We start from the raw sequence: 22,399 nt of genomic DNA, 5'->3' as shown, positions 1-22,399 counted from the left end.
CGCATGGGGACGAGCAGCGGACGTCGAGTGGGCCGCCCACGGGCCGCGCAGCGCCCGGACAGCGGGCTCGCGCCGCGCGCCGAACTCCTCGTAGCCGCCGCGGAGTTGTTCACCACGCGCGGCTACGCCGCCACCACCACCCGGGCCGTCGCCGAACGCGCGGGAATGCGCCAGGCCTCCATGTACCACTACGTCTCCGGCAAGGAGGAGCTGCTGGCCGCGCTGCTGGAGTCGACGGTCACGCCCTCGCTGACGTACGCCCGTGAGCTGCTCGCGGACGACGGGCGGACGGCCGAGGACCGGCTGTGGGAGCTGTGCCGCACCGACGTCGAGCTGCTGTGCGGCGGCTCGCACAACCTCGGCGGCCTCTATCTGCTGCCCGAGGTGCGCACCGAGCGGTTCGCCGGTTTCCATGCCGTGCGCGCCGAACTCAAGGACACCTACCGTCAGTTGATCGCCGCCACGGTGGCGGGCGGCGCGCTCGCGAAGAGCGCGCTGGATCTGCGCACCGACCTCGTCTTCGGTCTCATCGAGGGCGTCATCCTCGTGCACCGCTCGGATCCCGACCGCTCGGTCTCGGAGTTCGCCCGCGCCACCGCCGACGCGGCACTGCGCATCGCGGGGAACTGAACACCGCGCATCGCGGGGACCGAACACCGCCCGAACCGTTCATGGGCGCTCGTCTCATCCGTCCCGGTGAACTGTTTCGCACGTCCGTACGGCGTAACGCACCGTGTTCGATCGAATGCCCGGCGTGTAAATGAGCCGAGGTTACTCCACGTGCGGAAGCGGTTTCAGGCAGTTGCTGAATATGACACAGCGATGATCCGGTCGGACTAAGCTCGCCCGCGGCGCACCGAGTTGAGGCGTATTCGTGCGCTTGTTCCCAAACTTCCCGAAGATGCCGACAGATCCCTACAGAGGGTGCCCACATGGTGAGTGTTCAGTCCCCACCCGGTCGCCGAGAACTTCCCTACGCGCGCGTGCTGTTGCTGCCGGCGATACTGATGGCCGCGGCGACCGGAGCCGCCGTCGCCCTGGTGGCGACGCAGGCCCGGCTCGCCGTCGGCGTCTGCGGAGCCGTCGCCACCCTCCTGGTGATCGCGGCGGGAGCCGAGTCGGTGCGCCGTGGGCGGCGCCTGCGGGAGCTGCGCGCGGAGCGGGACCAGCGCGTCGGGTACCTGGAACGCCGGGTGGCCGGCCACGCGGAGGAGAACCGCCGCCTCGCCGAGGAGTTCGTGCCCAACGCCGTGGAATGGCTGCGGGCCGGAAACTCCCCCAGGGAGGTGATGCGCGACTTCAGCGAGGGTGATCCCGACTTCCGCGAACTCGACGACGCGCAGCGCGCCGTGATCAGGAAGATCCTCGACATCGTGGACCACGAGGAGTCCCTGCGCGACTCGGCCCAGCGCTCCTTCGTCAGCGTCGCCCGCCGGATGCAGGCCATCGTCCACCAACAGTCCGCGGAACTGAGGGAGATGGAGGAGGACCACGGACGCAACCCCGAGGTCTTCGACGACCTGCTGCGCATCGACCACGGCACGTCGCTGATCGGCCGCCTCGCCGACTCCATCGGTGTGCTCGGCGGCGGCCGGCCCGGCCGCAACTGGCCCCAGCCGGTCCCGCTGTACAGCGTGCTGCGCGGCGCCATGTCCCGGATCCTGGAGTACCGCCGCATCCAGCTGGACTCCATCGCCAAGGTGAACATCCGCGGCCTCTCCGTCGAGCCGCTCCTCCACGCGCTCGCGGAACTCCTGGACAACGCCACCCGCTACTCGCCCCCGCAGAGCAAGGTGCACGTCAACGCCGTCGAGGTGCAGACCGGCATCGCCATCGAGATCGAGGACGCCGGCGTCAGCCTCAGCGAAGAGGCCCGCGCCAAGGCCGAACGCATGCTGGAGCAGGCCATGGCGGGCGTCGACATCCAGGACGTCGGCGGCACCCCGCGCCTGGGTCTCGCGGTCGTCGGCCGTCTGTGCACCTCGTTCAACCTCCAGGTGTCGCTGCGTACCTCGGCCTACGGTGGCGTCCGGGCCGTCCTCATCGTGCCGAGCGAGATGCAGACCTGCGATCCCGCCCCCGGCTTCGCGCACGGCATCGGCGCCACCGCCGTACCGCAGATCGACCTGAGCACGATCGGCGAGGGCCCCAAGCGCCCGCCCAAGAAGCGCCGTCCCACCAACGCGCGTATCCCGGCCGGAGTCTCCCTGACCGACGACGAGGTGCCCGAGGTCACCGAGTGGACCGATCAGGGTCTGCCGCAGCGCCGCAGCAAGACCACGATCCCGATCACCCAGCGCTATGCCGAGGCGTACGCCGCTCAGGAGGCCGAGCGCCTGGGCCAGCCCGACCCGTTCGCACAGCGGCGGCCCGAGCCCGAGCCGGAACCCCAGAAGAAGCGGGAGCCCGGCCTGGCGTTCGAGGCCTTCTGGGAGGGCCTGGTCAAGGCGGCCCCGCCCGGCGTGCACCCCACCGACTTCACCCGCAATCCCACCGCATATCTGCACCTGATCGAAGACAAGGCCAAGCCCGAGGCCGACGATGAAGGGGACCTCACGTGATCCAGCAGCGCCAAAACTTCGACTGGCTGCTCAAGGAGCTCTACAACGGGGTTCCCGGCATCGAGATGATCGTGGTCCTCTCGGCCGACGGACTGCGCATCGCCCGCTACGCCGGCGACCCCGACGCCGCCGACCGGGTCGCCGCCGCCTGTGCCGGCCTCCAGAGCCTGGCCGCCGCGGTCGGCCAGGAGATCCAATCGAGCACCGGCGAGATGGACATGGTCGTCATCGACCTGAGCGGCGGCTACTTCTACATGATGTCGGCCGGTGCCAACGCCTACCTCGCCGTCCTCGCCGACGTGCGCTGCGAGGCCAGTCGGATGAGCGGCATGATGCGCGACCTGGTGGTCCGCATCGGCGCCCACCTGACCAGTCCGCCCCGGCGCAACGGGCAGAGTGTATGACGCCTCCGCAACGCCGCCGGCGACAACCCCTGCCGCAACCGCCCCCGTCGCCCCCACCGCTCCCGAAGGACTCGAAGGAGGGAGCCGAGGGGGAGGGCAAGAACCCCGAGCGGCTGTACATCATCACGGGCGCGGACGGCGAGCGCGCACCCGTCGACCTCGTCACGTTAGTCGTGGCGCGCGCCGAACCGCCCTCGTCGGCCACCCCGGAGCAGACGGCGGTGCTGCGGATGTGCGCCGCCCCGCTGTCGGTGGCCGAGATCTCGGCCTACCTCGGCCTGCCGTTCAGCGTGGTGACGGTGCTGCTCACCGAGATGCTGGCGGCCGAACTCGTACAGGCACGCGCCCCCATCGTCCGGCAGCAGCTCCCCGACCGTTCCCTTCTCGAAGCGGTGATGCATGGACTTCAACGGCTCTGACACGATCCCCGGCCCACGGGCCGAGGACCATCTGCCGCACACCACCACGGCCGCGGCGAAGATCGTCATCGTGGGCGGCTTCGGCGTCGGCAAGACCACCATGGTCGGCTCCGTCAGCGAGATCAGGCCGCTGACCACCGAGGAGACCATGACCCAGGCGGGCATCGGGGTCGACGACAACTACGGTTCCGAGACCAAGACCGCCACCACCGTGGCCATGGACTTCGGCCGGATCCGCATCACCGAGCAGGTCGTGCTCTACCTCTTCGGCACACCCGGCCAGGAACGCTTCTGGTTCCTGTGGAACGGACTGTTCGAGGGCGCGCTCGGCGCGGTCGTCCTGGTCGACACCCGCCGCCTCGAGGTCAGCTTCGAGGTCATGGGCCGGCTGGAGGAGGGCGGCGTGCCCTTCGTCGTCGCCGTCAACACCTTCCCCGACGGGCCCCGTTACCCCATGGACGACCTGCGCGCGGCCCTCGACCTGCCGCCCGAGATCCCGATCGTGGAGTGCGACGTCCGTCGCCGCGCCTCCAGCCGCGACGTCCTGATGACCCTCATGCGCTTCCTGCACTCCCTGGCCCTGACCCGCAGCCTCACCTGATCCGCAGCCTCGACCGACCGCACGGCAGCCCCTCCCCACACACCACATTCAGCACAGTTTCGGAGCGACCCCCTGTGACTCCCGAACACCCCACCCCGACCGGCCCGCACGACCTCGCCCTGGACCCGCCGGCCGGCTGCCCCGCGCACGGCCGGGGCCCCGGCGGACTGGCCCGCCTCTACGGCCCCGGCGCGGAGGACCTGAACGAACTGTACGAGCGGCTGCGCGAGGAGCACGGCCCCGTGGCGCCGGTCCTGCTCCACGACGACCTGCCGATGTGGATGGTCCTCGGGCACGCCGAGAACCTGCGCATGGTGCGCACCCCGTCGCAGTTCACCAAGGACAGCCGCATCTGGTCGCAGATGCTGGACGGCAAGGTCAGGCCCGACCACCCGCTGATGCCGCACATGGCCTGGCAGCCCATCTGCGCCCACGCCGAGGGCGACGAGCACAAACGGCTGCGGGGCGCGGTCACCGCGGCCATGGCGACCATCGACGACCGCAGCGTGCGCCGCTACATCAACCGCTCCACACAGCGCCTGGTCAACCGCTTCTGCGAAGAGGGCCGGGCCGACCTGGTGGGCGACTTCGCCGAGCACCTGCCGATGGCCGTGATGTGCCATGTCCTCGGCATGCCCGACGAGTACGACGACAAGATGGTGCACGCCGCCCGCGACGCGCTCAAGGGCAGCGAGACCGCGGTCGCCAGCCACGAGTACGTCGTCGGGGCGCTCGGCCGGCTCACCACCCGCCGCCGCGCCAAGCCCGAGGACGACTTCACCAGCCACCTCATCGGCCACCCGGCGGAACTCACCGACGACGAGGTCAGGGAGCATCTGCGCCTGGTGCTCTTCGCCGCCTACGAGGCCACCGTCAACCTGCTCTCCAACGCGCTGCGCATGGTCCTCACCGACCCGCGTTTCCTCGCCCAGTTCAACGGCGGCCAGATGACGGTGGCGGAGGCGGTCGAGCAGTCCCTGTGGGACGAGCCCCCGTTCAGCACCATCTTCGGCTACTTCGCCAAGCAGGACACCGAGCTCGGCGGTCAGCGCATCCGCCGGGGCGACGGTCTCTTCTTCGCGCCCGCACCCGGCAACGTGGACCCCCGGGTCCGCCCCGACCTGTCCGCCCACATGCAGGGCAACCGCTCCCACCTCGCCTTCGGCAGCGGCCCGCACGAGTGCCCCGGCCAGGACATCGGCCGCGCCATCGCCGACGTCGGCGTCGACGCGCTGCTGATGCGGCTGCCGGACGTGCAACTCGACTGTGAAGAGGACGAGTTGCGGTGGACGATGTCGATCGCCTCGCGGCACCTGGTGGAGCTGCCGGTCCGGTTCGAGCCGAAGGACCAGCAGGACGTCAAGCACAAGCCGAGCCACGCCCCGATCCCGCCGCAGCGCCTGAAGCCGCCGGTGAGCACGCAGCCGCGGCCCGCGCCGGCCCCCACCCCCGAACCGGTGGCCGCTCCGGCGCCCGCGCCGCGACCGGCGCCGCGCTCCGCGCCGCCCGTCCCGCAGCCGACGGGGCCGGTCCGCAGGCCCAACGCCTGGCGGCGCTTCCTGTCCTGGTGGCGCGGCTACTGAGCGGCGGCCGCCGACGGAGCGCTACCGAGCGGCGCCCGCCGACGGAGCGGCGGCCCAGCCGTCGTACGACGTCCAGGCCTCGAGCACCCGGCCGCTCCGCAGCCGGTGCTCCGTCCCCGTGACCGGATCGGTGAACTCCAGCTCCCGCGCCAGTAGTTGCAGCGGGCGCCGGAAGTCGCCGGCCGGCACGGCGGCGGCCACCTCGGGGTAGAGCGGATCGCCCAGGATGGGCACGCCGAGCGTGTTCATGTGGACGCGTAGCTGATGGGTCTGCCCGGTGGCGGGCAGCAGCCGGTACCGGCCGAGTCCCCGCGCCCCGTGCTCGACGAGCTCGACGCGGCTCACGGCGTTCGGCTCACCCGCCACCTCGTAGGCGGCCAGGACGCCGCGTTCCTTGACGATCCGGCTGCGCACGGTCCGGGGCAGGGCGAGCCCCGGGGCGTAGGGCGCGACGGCCTCGTACACCTTGCGCACGCGGCGGTCGCGGAACAGCGACTGGTACGCGCCGCGCTCCTCGGGGCGCACGGTGAACAGCACCAGCCCGGCGGTGAGCCGGTCGAGGCGGTGCGCGGCGCCGAGCGCGGGGATGTCCAGCTCCCGTCGCAGCCGGGCCAGCGCGCTCTCGGTGACATGGCTGCCGCGCGGGGTGGTGGCCATGAAGTGCGGCTTGTCGACGACGACGATGTGCTCGTCGCGGTGCACGATCTCCAGCGGGAACGGCACGGGCACCTCGGGCGGCAGCTCGCGGTGGTACCAGACGAACATCCCCGGCACGTAGGCCGCGTCCGGCGCCACGGCCCGCCCGTCGGCGCCGACGACGAGCCCGGCCCCCAGCATCGCGTCCACGACCCCGGCGCGCGCCGCGCCCAGCCGCTCCACCAGGTGCTCCCGCACAGTGGTCCAGGCGCCCTCGCCGGGCAACCGCACCCGCACCGGATCGATCCCGTCGCGCTGCGGCAGCGGGGAGGGCGGGGGAGGCGTACGGCGTCTCATCGGGGTCAAGCCTACGGGGACCGGAAAACCCGTTGGTCCGGGCCGTGACCGGTTGGCAGGATGCGGATCATGCCCTACACCGCAGGCTCCGTCCTGCCCGCCGGAACCCTCTCGGGGGCCCCGCAGCCCGTGCTCCGCAGCGGCGACGGACTGCTCCTGCGCCCGTGGCGGGCCGAGGACGCCCCCGCCGTGTACGCCGCCTTCCAGGACCCGGCCATGCACCAGTGGCACATCAGGGCCGCCGACTCCGAGGAGGAGGTCACCGGCTGGATCGAGGAGTGGCGCACGAGCTGGGCGGAGGAGCGGAACGCCCAGTGGGCGGTCGTCGACACGGACACCGGTGAACTGCTCGGGCGCGTGGCGCTGCGCGGCATCCTGCTCGCCGAGGGCGTGGCCGAGATCGCCTACTGGACGACCAGGGCGGCCCGTGGCCGGGGAGTCGCACCCCGGGCCACGACCACCCTCACCCGCTGGGCCTTCGACGAGATCGGCTTCCACCGACTGGAGCTGATGCACGCCACCGCCAACGAGGCCTCCTGCCGGGTCGCGGGCAAGGCCGGCTTCCTCCTGGAGGGCACCCGGCGCAGCGCCGCCCTCCACCAGGACGGCTGGCACGACATGCACCTCCACGCGCGCGTGCAGGGCGACTGAGCGAGGCGCACCGAACGCCGCGTGCCCGGCGGCCCGGCGGCCCGGCGGCCCGGGGTGGCCGGGCTACCTTGCGGCCGCTCGGCCTGCCCCGCGGCGTTTACGCGGCTGCCGTCTTTGGTACGGCCGGGGCCGGGGCCCGCCTGCGATAGGACCGGAAGGCCACGCCGGCCGTGAGCGTCGCGCCGAGGAACAGCACGGTGAACCACTGGAAGTACCAGTGGCCGCCCGCCGGGTCGTACACCGCCGCGCGCGGCCAGGCCAGGTTGACCGTCATCAGCAGCCCGTAGAGGAGCGCGAGGGCGTTCACCGGGACGCCCCAGCGGCCCAGGGAGAACAGGCGGGCGCCCGTCTCGTCCGTGCCGGCCGAGGAGAACTCTCCGCGCAGTCGGCGCACCAGCAGCGGGCCGGTGACCATCGCGTACGCCAGGTACAGCATCACGATGCAGGTCGTGCCGATGGCCAGGAAGGCGTCCGGTGAGGCGAAGTTGAGCAGCAGCAGGGCCGCCGCGAGGACGCCTACCATCAGCGCCGGGGCGCTCGGCATGCCGGTGCGGGGGTTCACGCGCGCGAGGCGGCCGGAGAACGGGAGCTGTCCGTCGCGGGCCATGGAGAACAGCATCCGGCAGGCCGCCGTCTGGATGGCGAGCGTCGCCACCGCGATCGCGACCACCACGTCCGCCAGCAGCCCCTTGCCGACCCCGTCGCCGAGGCTGCTGGTGAGGACGTAGCCGAGGCCCTCGACCCCCAGGCGTCCGTCGGTGAGGCTGGGCGCGGCCAGCAGCCCGCCCAGCACGATCAGCCCGCCGAGGAGACCGGCCGCGCCGAGCGCGGTGAGGATCGTGCGGGGCGCCGTACGGCGGGGGTTGTGCGTCTCCTCGCTCATCTCGCCCGCGCTGTCGAAGCCGATCATCACGTACGCGGCCGTGAACGAGCCGACGAGCAGCGCCCCGAACAGGCCGTTCTGCGCGGCCCCTTCGGTGTGGAACGTGATGGTCGGGGTGCGCTCGGAGTGGGTGAGCAGCAGGACGACGATGAGTACCGCGCCGATGATCTCGGCGGTCACGCCGACCCGGTTGATCACCGACATCACACGGTTGTCGACGACGTTCACGAACGTGGTCAGCGCCAGCAGGAGCACACCGAGCAGCGCCGCGTTCGCCGCGCCGTCGGGTGAGGTGGGCGCCGGGCCGGTGCCGATCAGCTGGAAGCCCGACCAGATCGCCGGCAGCACCATCTGGAGCGCCAGCGCGGCCGCGGCGACCACGACGATCTGCCCGATCACCATGATCCAGCCGGCGAACCAGCCGAACGAGGGCGTCGACAGCCGTGACGACCACTGGTAGATCGCGCCCGAGATCGGGTAGCGCGCCGCCAGTTCCGCGAAGCACGCGGCGACCAGCAGCTGACCGATCAGCACGGCCGGCCAGGCCCAGAAGAAGACCGGGCCGCCGAAGGCGTAACCGAAGCCGAAGAACTGGAAGACGGTCGTCAGGACGGAGATGAAGGAGAACCCGGCGGCGAACGAGGCGTACCGGCCCAGGCTGCGGTGCAGTTCCTGGCGGTAGCCGAACTCGGCGAGGGAGCCGTCGCCCGCGTCGGGGGAGTGCGGCGGGTCGGGGCGTACGTCGGAAGGGGCTGTTGTCGTCACGGCGGAACCTGCCTTGGGCCCAGAGGGAACGTGATTCCTGTCGGGCGACAGAAATTAGGGACGCGCTGTTTCGTGCGCGTCACGCCGCCGTGTCCGGGGCGGGCCCAAGTCCTCACGTCCTCGCACACCTCACTCGAACGCGTTACATCGCGTCTATTGCGGGTGGCGGGGAACTCGCGATATGTTCGGCTACGGATATTCGGAAGCGAACCCGAGGTCGGGGAGCGAGGTGGTCGTCGTGGCGAGGAAACGCCGCAAGCTCAGCAATCCGCTGGCGCTCGCCGTGATGACGACGCTCTGGCAGAAGCCGATGCATCCGTACGAGATCGCCCAGACCCTGCGCAGCCAGGGCAAGGACACCAGTACGAAGACGAACTACGGCTCGCTCTACACCGTCGTGCAGAACCTCGAGAAGTACGGCTTCGTCGAGGTGACCGGTGTGGAACGCCAGGGCAACCGCCCCGAGCGCACGGTCTACGGGCTCACCGAGGCAGGGCGTGAGGAGATGGCCGAGTGGCTGTCCGATCTGATCGCCATCCCCGCGAAGGAGTACCCGATCTTCGAGACGGCGCTCTCGCTGATGGCGGCGCTGCCTCCCGACGACGTGGTGCGCCTGCTGCAGACCCGGCTGAGCTCGCTGGAGGTCCAGGTGGCCAGCGGCCGCGGCGCCCTCGAGAAGCTGTACGAGACGCTGCCGAGGCTCTTCCTCGTCGAGGTCGAGTACCAGCTGCACATGGTCGAGGCGCAGGCCGAGTGGGTCGGCGGATTCCTCGAGGAGGTAAGGAAGGGCTCACTGCCCGGCGTCGAGGAATGGCGGCGTTTCCACGAGACGGGGGAGCTGCCGACGGAATTCACCTCTTGAGAACGACCCCGGCAGCGCTGTTGCAGCAGCTCCGCCGGGGTCCCAACCCCGAACGGAATCCGCCGTGAGGCGGCTCCGGGCCATCGAGGTGCGGCACACCCAGGATAGCCCGGCGCTCTTCACGCGGATCAGCAGTCCTGTCCGCTCACGAAGGAGCACCGTCATGAGCAACACCCGCGCGCCCGCGGTCGAGGCGCGTCGACTCGTCAAGACCTACCCCGGTGGCGTCACCGCCCTGAACGGCCTCGAGATCACCGTCGAGCCCGGTACCGTCTTCGGGCTGCTCGGCCCCAACGGCGCCGGCAAGTCCACCACCGTCAAGATCCTCACCACCTTGGCCCGCCCCGACTCCGGGTCGGCCACCGTCGCCGGGCACGACGTGCTGCGCCACCCGGACCGGGTGCGCCGCGCGATCGGCGTGGTCGCCCAGAACTCCGGCGCCGACCCGGTCGCCACCGGCCGCGACAACCTCCGCCTCCAGGGCAGGCTCTACGGGGTGCGGGGCGCCGCCCTCGACCGGCGCGTCGACGAGCTGCTCGAACGTTTCGCGCTCACCGAGGCCGCCCGGCGCCCGGTCAAGGGCTACTCCGGCGGCATGCGGCGCCGGCTCGACGTCGCGCTCGGCCTGGTGCACCGGCCCGAGGTGCTCTTCCTCGACGAGCCCACCACCGGTCTGGACCCGCAGGCCCGCACCGCGATGTGGGACGAGATCGGCCGGCTGGCCGGTGAGGAGGGGCTGACCATCCTGCTCACCACGCACTACCTGGAGGAGGCCGACCGACTCGCCGAGCGCGTCGCCATCGTCGACCGCGGCCGGATCGTCGTCACGGGGACTCCCGACGCCCTCAAGGGCGAACTCCGCGGTGACGCCGTGCATGTGGAGCTGCGCTCCGCGCCGGGCGAGGGCGGCCGCACACTGCTGGAGAGTGCCCTGGGCGGGCTGCCGGGTGTCCACGAGGTGGTGTGCGACGGGCCCCGGGTCAGCGTCCGCGCCGAGGACGGAGCGGCCGCGGTGCCCGCGCTGCTCGGCGCCCTGGAGCGGGCCGGGGTGGCCGTGGCCACCGCGCTCGTCGCCCGTCCCTCCCTCGACGACGTCTACCTGCGGTACGCGGGCCGCCGTTACGCCGAGGCCGAGGCCGAGAGCGGGACCGTCGCCGCCGACGCCCTCGTCGTCACCGGGGGTGCGCGATGAGTACCGCGATCGTCCAGACCTGGTACATGACGCAACGCCAGCTGATGGTGTTCGCCCGCCAGCCCGCGTACGCCGTGATCACGCTGATCCAGCCGGTGATCTGGCTGTTCCTGTTCGGCAGCCTCTTCAGGAACGTCGTGTCGCTGGGCGGCTTCGGCACGGCCTCCTACCTCGACTACCTGGTGCCGGGCGTGGTCGTGATGAGCGCGCTCGCCTCCAACCTGTGGGCGGGCATGGGCACGTTGGAGGAGATCCAGCGCGGCACCCTCAACCGGTTTCTGACCACTCCGGCCAGCCGGGCCGCGCTGATGAACGGCAATGTCGTCCACAACGGCATCGTCACCGCTCTCCAGTCGGCCGTCATCGTGCTGCTCGGCCTGGCGGGCGGTGCGGAGTACCCGGGCGGGGCCGTGGGCGTCGTCGTCCTGGTCGTCGCCTCGGTGCTGCTGGGCACGGTCTTCGGGGCGCTGTCCAACGCCCTGGGCATGCTGGTGCGGGAGCGGGAGTCGATCATCGGCGTCAACACGTTCCTGCTGCTGCCGCTGACCTTCCTCTCCAGCGCGTTCATGGCGCCGGACCGGATGCCCGGCTGGATACGGCAGGTGGCCCGCTTCAACCCGTTGGACTGGGCGATGGTCGCGGGCCGTTCGGCCTTGTCCGCCGACCCCGACTGGGGCGCGGTGCTCCTGCGCGGCGGGGCGCTCCTCGCGCTCGCGACGGCGGCGGTGTGGCTCTCGATCAGGACGTTCCGGTCGTACCAGCGGTCGGTGTAGCAGCGAGCCGGGGCGGGCCCCTGCGGAGTCGTAGGAGCTGGCCTCATGGGGTCGCAGGGGCGGCCCGCGCCACGAGTGCGGGCCGCTTCCGGGACCACGGCGGCCGTCGCCGGTCGGCCCCGCGCCACGCCCGGCGCCGACGCCGGACTGGTGCGCATCGGCGGACGTGTCCCGCAGGCCGGACGTCCGGCCGCCAGGTCACGCGGCCGGCGCCGCGCCCTCCTGCTCCGCCTCCACGCGCGCGTTCCAGTCCCGCTTCGAGGCCTGCCAGCCGTCCTCGTTGTGGCCGAGCCGCCAGTAGCCGGAGATCGACAGGTCCTCGCGCGGGATCTGCAGCTCGACGCGCAGGAGTTTGCGCAGATCCTTCACGCAGGCGGCCTCGCCGTGCACGAACGCGTGCACGCGGCCTTCGGGGAACTCCAGCGCCCGTACCGCCTCGACGAGCCTCTCGCCGACCGGGCGGTCGCCGCGGTGCAGCCAGACGACCTCCACGTCGGAGTCGACCTTCTGCTCCTCCTCGGGGCCCGACACCTCGATGAAGGCGTGGGCGACGCTGCCCGCGGGCAGCGACTCCAGGGCGGCCGCGATGGCGGGCAGGGCGCTCTCGTCGCCGGCCAGCAGATGCCAGTCGGCGGCCGTGTCGGGCGCGTAGGCGCCACCGGGGCCCATGAAGCGGACGGTCTCGCCCGGCTGGACGCGCGCCGCCCACGGCCCGGCCAGGCCCTCGTCGCCGTGGACCACGAAGTCCAGGGTCAGCTCGTGGAGTTCGGCGTCCCAGTTGCGCACGGTGTACGTGCGGGTCACGGGCCACTGCTCACGGGGGAACTCGGCGCGGATGCGTTCCAGGTCGAAGGGCTCGGGATAGGTCACGCCCTCGGGACCGAAGAGCAGTTTGACGTAGTGGTCGGTGCAGGTGCCGGCCGTGAACTCGGCCAGGCCTTCGCCGCCGAGTACGACGCGCTGCATATGTGGGGTGAGCCGTTCGGTGCGGACGACCTGCGCGGAGTGGGGCTTCCGCGGCTTCCGTGCCGGACGTTCTGCCATGACGGCCTCCCATGTGGCTATGGTTAGGTTTACCTAAGTTAGCATCTCTCCCCCGGGTGATGCCCTCCCCCTTCGAGAGGTGGGCCCACCTCTCATCCGGAACTCATGCAGAGGATGACTCTCGGCCTGCGTCATTGTCATTCCCCGACACGGGAACATTGGTTACGCGGGCGGTGCGCCCAGCGTCGTCAGCAGTCGCTGGAGCGACCCGCCGAGTCCCCAGCGCTGCGCCAGTGCCTCCAGTGTCGCTCCGTCCCGCGGCGCGTGCGGCAGAGCGGTGTCCACGTCCGGCAGCGGCACGTCGTCGGCGACCGCGACCACCTTCGGCGCGACGGCGAGGTACGGCCGCGACTCGTCCAGCCGCTTCCGCTGGGAGGGGGTCAGCTTCGCCTTCGGGTCGTCGACCGCCGCCACGATCCCGGCCAGGTCGCCGAATTCGGCCAGCAGCTTGGCCGCGGTCTTCTCCCCGATGCCCGGCACGCCCGGCAGGCCGTCGCTCGGGTCGCCGCGCAGCAGCGCCAGATCCGCGTACCCGCTCCCGTCGACGCCGTACTTCTCGCGCAGCCACGCCTCGTCGGTGAGCTGGAGCGTGCCGACGCCCTTCAGCGGGTACAGCACGCGCACCCCGCGTGCGTCGTCCACCAGCTGGTAGAGGTCGCGGTCGCCGGTGACGATGTCGACCGGGCCCTTCGCCCGGCCGGCGAACGTGCCGATCACGTCGTCCGCCTCGTAGCCGGCGACGCCCACCCGCGCGATGCCGACCGCGTCCAGGACCGCCTCGATGATCGGCACCTGCGGCGAGAGCGTGTCCGGCACCTCCTCCTCGTCCGGTCCCGACTCGCGCTCCTCGGCGACGCGGTGCGCCTTGTAGGAGGGGATCAGGTCGACCCGCCACTGGGGGCGCCAGTCGGCGTCCATGCAGGCGACCAGCTCGTCCGGCCGGTGGTCCTTCACCAGCCGGTCGATGAAGTCCAGCAGCCCGCGCACGGCGTTCACCGGGGTGCCGTCCGGTGCCTTCACGGAGTCCGGCACGCCGAAGTAGGCGCGGAAGTAGAGCGAGGCGGTGTCGAGGAGCATCAGTCGTCCGGTCACGCCTCGCATCATGCCGCACCAGCGCCCTGGCGACCGGTGCGTATTCACTCCCGTGGCAGGAGTGAACCTCTTGTGAAACCTGCTGTGAACTGAACCACTCGTACGTTTGCCCCCATCGGACCAGGGCAGGGGCGGCCTCGGAGCAACGTCCGGTTGCGCTTTCAACTGTTTGCTGTTGCCGAGTGCTCCGATTCCTGTCCCCGACGAGAGGTACGCGTGTCCTCCAGGCTTGAGGCCGAGCATCTGCACAAGGTGTTCGGCAGACGACCGCAGCAGGCAGTCGAGCGGCTCCGGGAGGGAGCCGACCGGGAGGAGCTGCGTGCCGACGGCACCACGGCCGCCGTCATCGACGCCTCCTTCACGGTGGAACCGGGCGAGATCTTCGTCGTCATGGGTCTGTCCGGTTCGGGCAAGTCCACCCTGCTGCGGATGCTCAACGGGCTGCTGGAGCCGACCGCCGGGCGCGTTCTCTTCGACGGCCAGGACCTCACCGCCCTCGCCGACCGCGCACTGCGCGAGGTCCGGGCGAAGAAGATCAGCATGGTCTTCCAGCACTTCGCGCTCTTCCCGCACCGCAGCGTCCTCGACAACGCCGCCTACGGTCTCGCCGTCCAGGGCGTCCCCCGCCGCGAACGCGAGGAGCGCGCCGCCGAGGCACTGCGGCTCTGCGGTCTGGCCGGCTGGGAGAAGTCCTGGCCGGACGAGCTGTCCGGCGGCATGCAGCAGCGCGTCGGCCTGGCCCGCGCCCTCGCCACCGACGCCGACCTGCTCCTGATGGACGAGTCCTTCAGCGCGCTGGACCCGCTGATCCGCCGCGACATGCAGGACCAGCTCCTCACGCTCCAGCAGACGCTGAAGAAGACCATCGTCTTCATCACCCACGACCTCAACGAGGCCATGCGCCTGGGCGACCGGATCGCCGTCATGCGCGACGGCCGCATCGTGCAGACGGGCACGGCCGAGGACATCCTGATCCGCCCCGCGAACGACTACGTCGCCTCCTTCATCCAGGACGTCGACCGCTCGCGCGTGCTGACCGCCTCCGCCGTCATGGACACCGTCGTGCGCGGCGACGAAGCCGACTGCGGCTGCGAGACCGCCACCCCCGACACCCCGTTCACCGCACTGTGCGCGCTCAGCGCCCGCCTGAGCCATCCGGTCGCCGTCCTCGACGGGAAACGGAAACTCGTCGGCGTCGTGTCGGGACAGCGCCTCGTCCGCTTCCTCGGCGACGAACAGGGCCGGGCGACGGCCTGCGACAGTCCGCGCGACGGCGGGAAGAAGGTGATGGCCCGTGCCTAGGCTGCACCTCGGCGACTGGGTCGACTCCGGCGTCGACTGGCTCGTCACCCACCTGTCCTGGCTCTTCGACGCGATCAAGACGGTCGTCGAAGGCATGTACGACGGTCTCGACACCGTGCTCACCGCCCCCGAACCGCTCCTCCTCGCGGGCATCCTCGCCGTGCTCGCCTGGTGGCTGCGCGGTCTCGTCGCGGGTGTCCTGGCCTTCGCCGGGTTCGCCCTCATCGACTCCCTCGCCCTGTGGGACGAGGCGATGTCGACGCTCTCCCTGGTGCTCGTGGCCACGGTGATCGCCCTGGTGATCTCCCTCCCGCTGGGCATCTGGGCCGCCCGTTCAAGGGCCGTCAGCGCCACTCTCAGGCCCGTGCTGGACCTGCTCCAGACGATGCCGTCGATGGTCCTGCTGATCCCGGCGATCCTGTTCTTCGGCATGGGCGTCCCCGCGGGCGTCATCGCCACCCTGATCTTCGCGCTCGCCCCGGGTGTCCGGATGACCGAGCTCGGCATCCGCCAGGTCGACGCCGAACTCGTCGAGGCCGCCGAGGCGTTCGGCACGACGCCCCGCGACACCCTGCTGCGTGTGCAGCTGCCGCTCGCCCTGCCGACGATCATGGCGGGCATCAACCAGGTCATCATGCTGGGCCTGTCGATGGTCGTCATCGCCGGCATGGTCGGCACCGGCGGCCTCGGCGGCGCCGTCAACGAGGCCATCGGCCAGCTCGACATCGGCCTCGGCTTCGAGGCGGGCCTCGGCATCGTGGTCCTCGCCATCTACCTGGACCGGATGACCGGCGCCCTCGGCACCCGGATCTCCCCGCTCGGCCGTCGCGCCGCCGCCAAGGCCCGCGGCACGGTGTGGACGTACCGTCCGCGTCCGGCCGTGGCCGTGGCCGGCGTGGTCGTGCTCGCCCTGGTCGCCGGCGGCATGAACGTCTTCGGCCCCTCGTCCGGTACCGCCGGGGCCTCGGCCTCGGACATCGGCAAGGGCAAGGAGGTCAAGATCGGCTACATCCCGTGGGACGAGGGCATCGCCTCCACCTACCTCTGGAAGGAACTCCTGGAGGAACGCGGCTTCGACGTCACCACCACCCAGTACGCCGCCGGCCCCCTCTACACCGGCGTCGCCACCGGGCAGATCGACTTCCAGACCGACGCCTGGCTGCCCACCACCCACGACGAGTACTGGAAGAAGTACGGCGACAAGCTCGACGATCTCGGCTCCTGGTACGGCCCCACCTCCCTGGAGCTCGCCGTCCCCTCGTACGTGAAGGACGTCGGCTCCCTGGCGGACCTGAAGAGCCATGCCGCCGAGTTCGACGGCAAGATCACCGGCATCGAGCCCAGCGCCGGGATGATGGGCCTGCTCAAGGACAAGGTCCTGGGGCAGTACGGCCTCGACGACTCCTACACCGTCGTCGACGGCTCCACCCCGGCGATGCTCGCCGAACTCAAGCGCGCGTACGCCGCCAGGAAGCCGGTCGTCGTCACCCTGTGGTCGCCGCACTGGGCGTACAGCGACTACGACCTGAGGAAGCTCGAGGATCCCAAGGGCGCCTGGGGCAAGGGAGACGGCGTGCACACCGTCGCCCGCAAGGGCTTCGCCGCCGACAACCCCGAGGTCGGCAAGTGGCTGAAGGACTTCAGGATGACCGAGGCCCAGCTCACCGGTCTGGAGGCGCGGATCCAGCAGGCCGGCAAGGGCAAGGAGCAGGACGCGGTCCGGAGCTGGCTGAAGGAGAATCCGGCTCTGGTCGAGAAGTGGGTACCGGTCGCCGATTCGGGGCAGGAAAGCCGGGCGGCCCGGTGACCTGACAGCACCGTGACCGCCCGACGAGGGGCGGGCACCGACGTACGGCCTTCCGGGCCCGCGTCGGGGCCCGCCCCTCGTGTCGTTCCCGTGTGTTCTTCGCCGCTTGTCCTCGCCGCGTTCTCCGGTGCTCTTTCCGCCGCTCTCTCCCTGCCACGGCGCTGTTGCGGACCCGGTCCGCGGCCGTCCCGCCACGGCAAGGATCCGGCCAAGTACGGAGAGCTACGCCCATGCCCGAACCGGCGCCCCGCGAAGCCGGGGACGAGCGGGAACATGCGCGGCCGTTCGCGCATTGAACCGGAGAGCCGGGCAGCGGGCCCCTGCCCGGCGACTCCGGGGACCGATCGGCTGGCGCGAACTGTGAGGTCCGGTGTTACGCCAGGTGTCCTCGATGTGACGGGCGCATGAAACGGTTTGCCGAACATGCGTAGGGTGCAGACAACTCCTCGGAGGGCGTGGAGGACATCACGGCAGCGACGAGTCAAGGAGGGAGCCGGAGCGATGGGCGACCACAAAGAACAGCCCCTGCGGGTGGGCGCGGCCGTGCGGCGCCGACGCCGGTCCCTCGAGCTCACCCTCGCCGTCGTGGCCGAACGCAGCGGCCTGTCCGTCCCGTTCCTCAGTCAGATCGAGAACGAGCGCGCGCGGCCCAGCACCAGCTCCCTGGAGAAGGTCGCCGACGCCCTGCGCACCACGGCCGTCGAGCTCCTCGCCGCCGCCGACCCCGCGTGCAGCGTGGACGTCGTGCGCGCCGAGGTGACCGAACCCGGTCCGGGGCCGGAGCCGCGCTCCCGTTCCCTCGTGCGCGGTCACCACCAGATGCATGCCTCGGAGTTCACCGGCGACCATGACGCGGGCCGTGAATTCCAGTACCGCAACGACCAGTTGATGTACGTGGCCGACGGCGCCGTGGAGATCGAGGCGGAGGGCCGCGCCTACCGCCTCGGCCGCGGCGACACCCTGTACCTCACCGGCGGGGTCCGCCACCGCTGGCGGGCGACCGTGCCGGACACCCGGGTGGTCGTCGTCGCCGTGGCGGAGCACATCGAGGCGGTACGGGACCGGGACCGGGGCCGGAAGCGGTAGTGCGGATCGTCTCGCTGGTGCCGTCGCTGACGGAGGCGGTGGCTTCCTCCGTGCCCGGCGCCCTGGTCGGCGCCACCGACTGGTGCAGCCACCCGGCCGGCCTCGACGTCACGCGGATCGGCGGAACCAAGAACCCCCGGGTCGACCGGATCGTCGCCCTCGCCCCCGATCTGGTGATCGCCAACGAGGAGGAGAACCGGGAACCGGACCTCGCCGCTCTGCGCGCGGCGGGCCTCGAGGTCCTGGTGACCGACGTCCGGGACGTCCCGCAGGCCTTCGCCGAGCTGGCGCGGGTGCTCCGGGCGTGCGGGGCGCCCTCGCGACCGCAGTGGCTCGACGAGGCGGAGGAGGCGTGGGCGGCGCCGCCGTCGCTCACCCGCCGTCGGACGGCCGTCGTACCGGTCTGGCGCCGCCCGTGGATGGTGCTGGGCCGCGACACCTTCGCCGGGGACGTGCTGGCCCGCCTGGGCGTCGACCAGCTGTACGCCGGGCACGCCGAACGCTATCCGCGGATCCCGGTCGGGGAACTGCTCGCCGCGGCGCCGGACCTGGTCGTGCTGCCGGACGAGCCCTACCGCTTCACCGCCGACGACGGCCCGGAGGCCTTCCCCGGTCTGCCCTGCGCGCTGCTCAGCGGACGGCACCTGACGTGGTACGGCCCGTCGCTCGCCGAGGCGCCGAAGGTGCTGGGCGAGGCGCTGCGAGCAGCCCACCGCTGAGCAGCCCGCGGACGGTGTGCGTGGCGGCCACGACCCACGCGGCGACGAGGACGGCGTACAGCGCGCAGGCGAGCACGTCGTAGGCGACCAGCCCGGTGTGCCGGGCCAGCGCCGCCGCTCCGGTCACACAGGTGCCGACCGGGAAGGTGAACGCCCACCAGGTCATCGCGAAGCCCATCCCGTGCCGGCGGGCCCGCACCACATGCGCGGTGGCCAGGCACAGCCAGAGCAGCGCGAACCCCATGACGGGCACCCCGTACAGCACCGCGAGCACGGCGAGACCGCGGCTGTCCGGCCCGGGCAGGACCCCCGGAGCGACCTCCGCGAACTTCGCGACGGCGGTCGTGGACTGCCCGAGCGGACCCAGGACGAGGAACAGGGTCGGAGTGAGGGCGAGGGGCAGCGGCCCGCCGGTCACCAGCCGCGCGAACACCACCGGCAGCATGGCGAGCGTGGCGAGCAGGCTCAGTCCGAACAGCGCGAAGCACGCCAGGAGCAGCGTCTGCCGGGGCTGCCCGGCCGGCAGATACGGCACCAGCGGCGGCCCGAGCGCGGCGGACACCATGGGCGCGACGAGCGGCAGCAGCCACACGGGCGTGGCCCGGGACGCCCGTACCCGATGGCGTACGGCCATCAGGTACGGGACGGCGACGGCGGCCGTGAGGGCCACAGCCGTTCCGACGGTGAACAGCACGGCGTCGAGGGCGACCGCGGTCCGGGTGCCGATCCAGTCCCGGCCGACGGTGAGGGCGCCGCCCCCGACGGCGAGCAGCGCCATCGCCAGGCAGCCGTAGAACGGCGCCGTGGCCGGATCCAGCAGGTGGGCGCGGGCCTGGTCGCGGTGATGGCGCCAGTGCAGGGCGCGGGCTCCGAGCAGGGCCGTCAGAAGGACGAGGGAGAGGACCCAGCAGGCGGTGAGGAGCGGTCGCAGCCCCGGCGGACGGACGGGGAGCGCGGCTCCCGCCGTGGCGAGGATCGCGGTCCCCATGACCGTGGCGTACCAGTTCGGTCCGAGGTGACGGACGGCGCCGGCGCGCGCACGGGGGAGGGTGTTCAGGGGCTGGGCGGCGGTGACCATGCCTCCACGGTCGCCGGGCCGCCCGCCCGCGACCAGGGAGGACGACTCTATGGGGGCATAAGCTGGGCTTATGGGGAGTGTCGAGGAACAGCCCGCGGACAGCGCGTCGGGTTCGATCGCGCACCGTGTCCCGGACCTGGGTGCGCTGGAGCTGCTGCTGGCGGTGGCACGGCTGGGCAGTCTGGGCGCGGCCGCGCGGGAGCTCGGCATCACGCAGCCGGCCGCAAGCAGCCGGGTCCGTTCCATGGAACGCCAGCTGGGCGTGGCCCTGGTGGACCGCTCGCCGCGCGGCTCCCGGCTCACGGACGCCGGCGCGCTGGTGACGGACTGGGCGGGGCGGGTCGTCGAGGCGGCACGGGCGTTCGACGCGGGGGCGCAGGCGCTGCGGGTGCGCCGTGACTCGCGGCTGCGGGTGGCGGCGAGCATGACGATCGCCGAGTACCTGTTGCCAGGCTGGCTGCTCGCGCTGCGCGCCGGGCGGCCGGACACGGCGGTGTCGCTGCTCGCGGGCAACTCGGCGGCCGTCGCCGAGCGCCTGCTCTCCGGGGAGGCGGACCTCGGTTTCGTGGAGGGCCTCACGGTGCCGCCGGGCCTGGACTCCGCCGTGATAGCCCACGACCACCTGATCGTCGTGGTCGCGCCCGCCCACCCGTGGGCCCGCCGGCGGCGGCCGCTGCCCGCGGCCGAGCTGGCCTCGACGCCGCTGATCCTGCGCGAGCAGGGTTCGGGGACCCGTCAGGTGCTCGACACGGCGCTGGGCGGACTGGCCCGGCCGCTGATCGAGCTCTCCTCGACGACCGCGGTCAAGGCGGCGGCGGTCAGTGGGGCGGGTCCTGCGGTGCTGAGCGAACTGGCGGTCGGTGAGGAGCTGGGACTGCGGCGGCTGGTGAAGGTGCCGGTCGAGGGCGTCGTGCTGGCGCGTGATCTGCGGGCCGTGTGGCCTACGGGGCATCGGCCTGCCGGGCCGGCCCGGGAGCTGCTGTCGCTGACGCGAGGGTAGGTTTTCTCGCCCCCGCCGCCCCTTCCCTTCCCGTCCCTGGGGGCGCTGCACCCAGCCCCCCTTCGGCCTGGACGGCCTCGTCCTCAAACGCCGGACGGGCTTTGACGCGCCGCTTCTGTCAGGGCTCGCATGACGCGAGTGTCCTCGTCCATCTCCGGGTGCCACTGGACGCCCAGTACCCAGGCCGCCGACGGCAGTTCCACCGCCTCCACGGTGCCGTCCGCCGCGTACGCCGACGGGATCAGGCCCGCGCCGAGTCGGTCCACGGCCTGGTGGTGGTAGGCCGGTACGGAGGTCTCCTCCTCGACGGCAGCGGCGTACCGGGTGCCGGGGACCGGCTTGACCGGGTGCCGGCCGAAGGCGCCGACGACCTCGGCGTGTCCGTCGATGTGCTGGGTCAGGGTGCCGCCGAGCGCGACGTTCAGCAGCTGCATGCCCCGGCAGATGCCCAGCAGCGGGAGGTCCGCCGCCAGCGCCGCCTCGATCAGGGCCAGCTCCCAGGCGTCCCGCTCCCGCGCCGGCGGTCCGGTGCGGGGGTCGGGCCCGGCGCCGTAGCGGGCCGGTTCGACGTCGGGGCCGCCCGCGATCACCAGGCCGTCCAGGCGGGCCACGGTCGCCGTCGCGTGCTCGGGAGCGTCCGGCGGGAGCATCGCGGCCAGCCCGCCGGCCCGCTGCACCAGCCGCGGGTACCCGACGGGCAGCAGCGCGGCGTCCAGCGCCCACACGCCCCAGCGCGTCGCGGACTCCAGGTACGTGCTGACGCCGATCAGCGGCCGTGCGCCGTCCGTCATGTGCCCTCCCACTCCCGCAATGGACCGTAGTCATACCATTTCAGGTCAGGAAGCCCCTGAGCAGGGCCGCCGTCCCCGCGCAGTGCTCCCGCATCATCTCCCGCGCCCCGTCCGCGTCCCCGTCCAGCACCGCCTCGACCAGCGCCATGTGCTGGCGCTGCGAGTGCTCCAGGTTGCGCACGAGGAGCGGGATGCAGTCGAGCAGGTCGTTCACCGTGGCCCGGACCGCCGCGTAGCGCGCGGTCAGCGAGGGCGAGCCGCTCAGCTCGGCCAGGGTGAGGTGGAGCATCGTGTCCAGGCGGCGGTAGTCGGCCAGCGGCGCGTCCGCCGTGCGGGCCAGCGCCTCGCGCAACCGGCCCGCCTGCTCGTCGTCCAGGCCGTGTGCCGCGCACAGGCCCGCCGCGCCCACCTCGAGCACCTCCCGGAAGCGCAGCACGTCCTCGACGTCGACCTCCGCGATCCGCCGCCGCAGCTCGTCCTCGCCACCGGCGTCCGTACGCGGCAGGACAAACGTTCCGCCGTAGCGTCCCCGGCGGGACTCGACCAGGCCCTGGTCCTGGAGGACCTTCAGCACCTCGCGCAGCGTCACCCGGCTGATCCCGAGCCGTTCCGCCAGGTCCCGCTCGGCCGGCAGCCGTTCGCCCCCCGGCACCAGGCCCAGCCGCACCACCTGGAGAATCTGCTCCAGCGCCTCCTCGAAGCCGTTCCCGGCCCGCACCGGCCGCAGTACCGGCGTCAGCCGGTCGTCCGGTCCGCCGTCAGCGTCCACCGACATCTGGCCGTGCCCCCTTCC

22 protein-coding genes are annotated in these 22,399 nt (G+C 72.1%); 15 read left to right on the top strand and 7 right to left on the bottom strand.

Annotated features, from left to right (window positions below; genetic code table 11):
• Window positions 1-3 precede the first annotated feature (3 nt).
• From ACFWBD_RS13350 to ACFWBD_RS13325, 6 genes are all read left to right on the top strand, one after another.
• Window positions 4-630, top strand: coding sequence for a TetR/AcrR family transcriptional regulator (locus ACFWBD_RS13350; RefSeq protein WP_385666432.1), 627 nt, complete (start codon window positions 4-6; stop codon window positions 628-630).
• A 302-nt stretch (window positions 631-932) separates the two neighbouring features.
• The gene (locus tag ACFWBD_RS13345) at window positions 933-2,561 is read left to right on the top strand and encodes a sensor histidine kinase (RefSeq protein ID WP_385666430.1); all 1,629 of its coding nucleotides are present in this window, start codon (window positions 933-935) and stop codon (window positions 2,559-2,561) included.
• On the top strand, window positions 2,558-2,965 hold the full coding sequence (locus ACFWBD_RS13340) for a roadblock/LC7 domain-containing protein (protein ID WP_385666428.1): 408 nt from the start codon (window positions 2,558-2,560) through the stop codon (window positions 2,963-2,965). Before ACFWBD_RS13345 ends, ACFWBD_RS13340 begins: the two co-directional genes overlap by 4 nt.
• Window positions 2,962-3,384: a DUF742 domain-containing protein gene (locus tag ACFWBD_RS13335; protein ID WP_385666426.1), complete on the top strand. Its 423-nt coding sequence runs from the start codon at window positions 2,962-2,964 to the stop codon at window positions 3,382-3,384. Before ACFWBD_RS13340 ends, ACFWBD_RS13335 begins: the two co-directional genes overlap by 4 nt.
• On the top strand, window positions 3,365-3,985 hold the full coding sequence (locus tag ACFWBD_RS13330; protein WP_351762450.1) for an ATP/GTP-binding protein: 621 nt from the start codon (window positions 3,365-3,367) through the stop codon (window positions 3,983-3,985). The genes ACFWBD_RS13335 and ACFWBD_RS13330 overlap by 20 nt, the downstream gene beginning before the upstream one ends.
• Before the next feature lie 74 nt (window positions 3,986-4,059).
• Window positions 4,060-5,568, top strand: coding sequence for a cytochrome P450 (locus ACFWBD_RS13325; protein ID WP_385666423.1), 1,509 nt, complete (start codon window positions 4,060-4,062; stop codon window positions 5,566-5,568).
• Between the two features lie 21 nt (window positions 5,569-5,589).
• On the opposite strand, the gene ACFWBD_RS13320 is transcribed toward ACFWBD_RS13325, so the two are convergent.
• Window positions 5,590-6,561, bottom strand: coding sequence for an RluA family pseudouridine synthase (locus ACFWBD_RS13320; RefSeq protein WP_385666421.1), 972 nt, complete (start codon window positions 6,559-6,561; stop codon window positions 5,590-5,592).
• A 69-nt stretch (window positions 6,562-6,630) separates the two neighbouring features.
• On the opposite strand from ACFWBD_RS13320, the gene ACFWBD_RS13315 reads away from it, so the two are divergent.
• Window positions 6,631-7,212, top strand: coding sequence for a GNAT family N-acetyltransferase (locus ACFWBD_RS13315; protein ID WP_385666419.1), 582 nt, complete (start codon window positions 6,631-6,633; stop codon window positions 7,210-7,212).
• A gap of 97 nt (window positions 7,213-7,309) precedes the next feature.
• On the opposite strand, the gene ACFWBD_RS13310 is transcribed toward ACFWBD_RS13315, so the two are convergent.
• Complete coding sequence (locus tag ACFWBD_RS13310) at window positions 7,310-8,860, bottom strand: amino acid permease (protein ID WP_385666417.1); 1,551 nt, start codon at window positions 8,858-8,860, stop codon at window positions 7,310-7,312.
• A 238-nt stretch (window positions 8,861-9,098) separates the two neighbouring features.
• Here ACFWBD_RS13310 and ACFWBD_RS13305 point away from each other — a divergent pair, with 238 nt between their 5' ends.
• The 3 genes from ACFWBD_RS13305 to ACFWBD_RS13295 all read left to right on the top strand — a co-directional run bounded on the left by ACFWBD_RS13305 (window position 9,099) and on the right by ACFWBD_RS13295 (window position 11,687).
• The gene (locus tag ACFWBD_RS13305) at window positions 9,099-9,722 is read left to right on the top strand and encodes a PadR family transcriptional regulator (protein WP_385666415.1); all 624 of its coding nucleotides are present in this window, start codon (window positions 9,099-9,101) and stop codon (window positions 9,720-9,722) included.
• Window positions 9,723-9,885: 163 nt separating this feature from the next.
• Window positions 9,886-10,914: an ATP-binding cassette domain-containing protein gene (locus tag ACFWBD_RS13300; protein WP_385666413.1), complete on the top strand. Its 1,029-nt coding sequence runs from the start codon at window positions 9,886-9,888 to the stop codon at window positions 10,912-10,914.
• Window positions 10,911-11,687 (top strand): ABC transporter permease, encoded by a 777-nt coding sequence (locus ACFWBD_RS13295; protein WP_385666411.1) that lies wholly within the window; start codon window positions 10,911-10,913, stop codon window positions 11,685-11,687. The genes ACFWBD_RS13300 and ACFWBD_RS13295 overlap by 4 nt, the downstream gene beginning before the upstream one ends.
• A gap of 198 nt (window positions 11,688-11,885) precedes the next feature.
• Here ACFWBD_RS13295 and ACFWBD_RS13290 read toward each other — a convergent pair whose 3' ends face one another.
• Both ACFWBD_RS13290 and ACFWBD_RS13285 read right to left on the bottom strand, forming a co-directional pair.
• Window positions 11,886-12,731: a siderophore-interacting protein gene (locus tag ACFWBD_RS13290; protein ID WP_385666409.1), complete on the bottom strand. Its 846-nt coding sequence runs from the start codon at window positions 12,729-12,731 to the stop codon at window positions 11,886-11,888.
• Between the two features lie 162 nt (window positions 12,732-12,893).
• Window positions 12,894-13,832 carry a 5'-3' exonuclease H3TH domain-containing protein gene (locus ACFWBD_RS13285; RefSeq protein ID WP_385666555.1) on the bottom strand — a complete coding sequence of 313 codons (939 nt, stop codon included), beginning with the start codon at window positions 13,830-13,832 and terminating at the stop codon, window positions 12,894-12,896.
• 207 nt (window positions 13,833-14,039) lie between these two features.
• Here ACFWBD_RS13285 and ACFWBD_RS13280 point away from each other — a divergent pair, with 207 nt between their 5' ends.
• The 4 genes from ACFWBD_RS13280 to ACFWBD_RS13265 all read left to right on the top strand — a co-directional run bounded on the left by ACFWBD_RS13280 (window position 14,040) and on the right by ACFWBD_RS13265 (window position 18,737).
• The gene (locus ACFWBD_RS13280; protein WP_385666407.1) at window positions 14,040-15,125 is read left to right on the top strand and encodes a glycine betaine/L-proline ABC transporter ATP-binding protein; all 1,086 of its coding nucleotides are present in this window, start codon (window positions 14,040-14,042) and stop codon (window positions 15,123-15,125) included.
• Window positions 15,118-16,932, top strand: a complete 1,815-nt coding sequence (locus ACFWBD_RS13275; protein ID WP_385666405.1) for an ABC transporter permease/substrate binding protein — start codon at window positions 15,118-15,120, stop codon at window positions 16,930-16,932. Before ACFWBD_RS13280 ends, ACFWBD_RS13275 begins: the two co-directional genes overlap by 8 nt.
• Window positions 16,933-17,433: 501 nt before the next feature.
• The gene (locus ACFWBD_RS13270; protein ID WP_057607009.1) at window positions 17,434-18,018 is read left to right on the top strand and encodes a helix-turn-helix domain-containing protein; all 585 of its coding nucleotides are present in this window, start codon (window positions 17,434-17,436) and stop codon (window positions 18,016-18,018) included.
• On the top strand, window positions 18,018-18,737 hold the full coding sequence (locus tag ACFWBD_RS13265) for a helical backbone metal receptor (RefSeq protein ID WP_385666403.1): 720 nt from the start codon (window positions 18,018-18,020) through the stop codon (window positions 18,735-18,737). The genes ACFWBD_RS13270 and ACFWBD_RS13265 overlap by 1 nt, the downstream gene beginning before the upstream one ends.
• Here ACFWBD_RS13265 and ACFWBD_RS13260 read toward each other — a convergent pair.
• A complete protein-coding gene (locus tag ACFWBD_RS13260) occupies window positions 18,649-19,815 on the bottom strand; it encodes a TDT family transporter (RefSeq protein ID WP_385666401.1) in 1,167 nt (388 codons plus the stop codon). The genes ACFWBD_RS13265 and ACFWBD_RS13260 overlap by 89 nt on opposite strands.
• A gap of 70 nt (window positions 19,816-19,885) precedes the next feature.
• Here ACFWBD_RS13260 and ACFWBD_RS13255 point away from each other — a divergent pair, with 70 nt between their 5' ends.
• Window positions 19,886-20,815, top strand: a complete 930-nt coding sequence (locus ACFWBD_RS13255; protein WP_385666399.1) for a LysR family transcriptional regulator — start codon at window positions 19,886-19,888, stop codon at window positions 20,813-20,815.
• A gap of 83 nt (window positions 20,816-20,898) precedes the next feature.
• On the opposite strand, the gene ACFWBD_RS13250 is transcribed toward ACFWBD_RS13255, so the two are convergent.
• A complete protein-coding gene (locus tag ACFWBD_RS13250; protein WP_385666397.1) occupies window positions 20,899-21,606 on the bottom strand; it encodes a gamma-glutamyl-gamma-aminobutyrate hydrolase family protein in 708 nt (235 codons plus the stop codon).
• A 40-nt stretch (window positions 21,607-21,646) separates the two neighbouring features.
• Complete coding sequence (locus ACFWBD_RS13245; RefSeq protein ID WP_384112617.1) at window positions 21,647-22,381, bottom strand: FadR/GntR family transcriptional regulator; 735 nt, start codon at window positions 22,379-22,381, stop codon at window positions 21,647-21,649.
• Window positions 22,382-22,399: the final 18 nt, after the last annotated feature.

Origin of the sequence: Streptomyces sp. NPDC060002, from assembly GCF_042737245.1 — a bacterium.
Lineage (GTDB): Bacteria > Actinomycetota > Actinomycetes > Streptomycetales > Streptomycetaceae > Streptomyces.
This window is presented reverse-complemented; position numbering and strand designations above follow the sequence as displayed.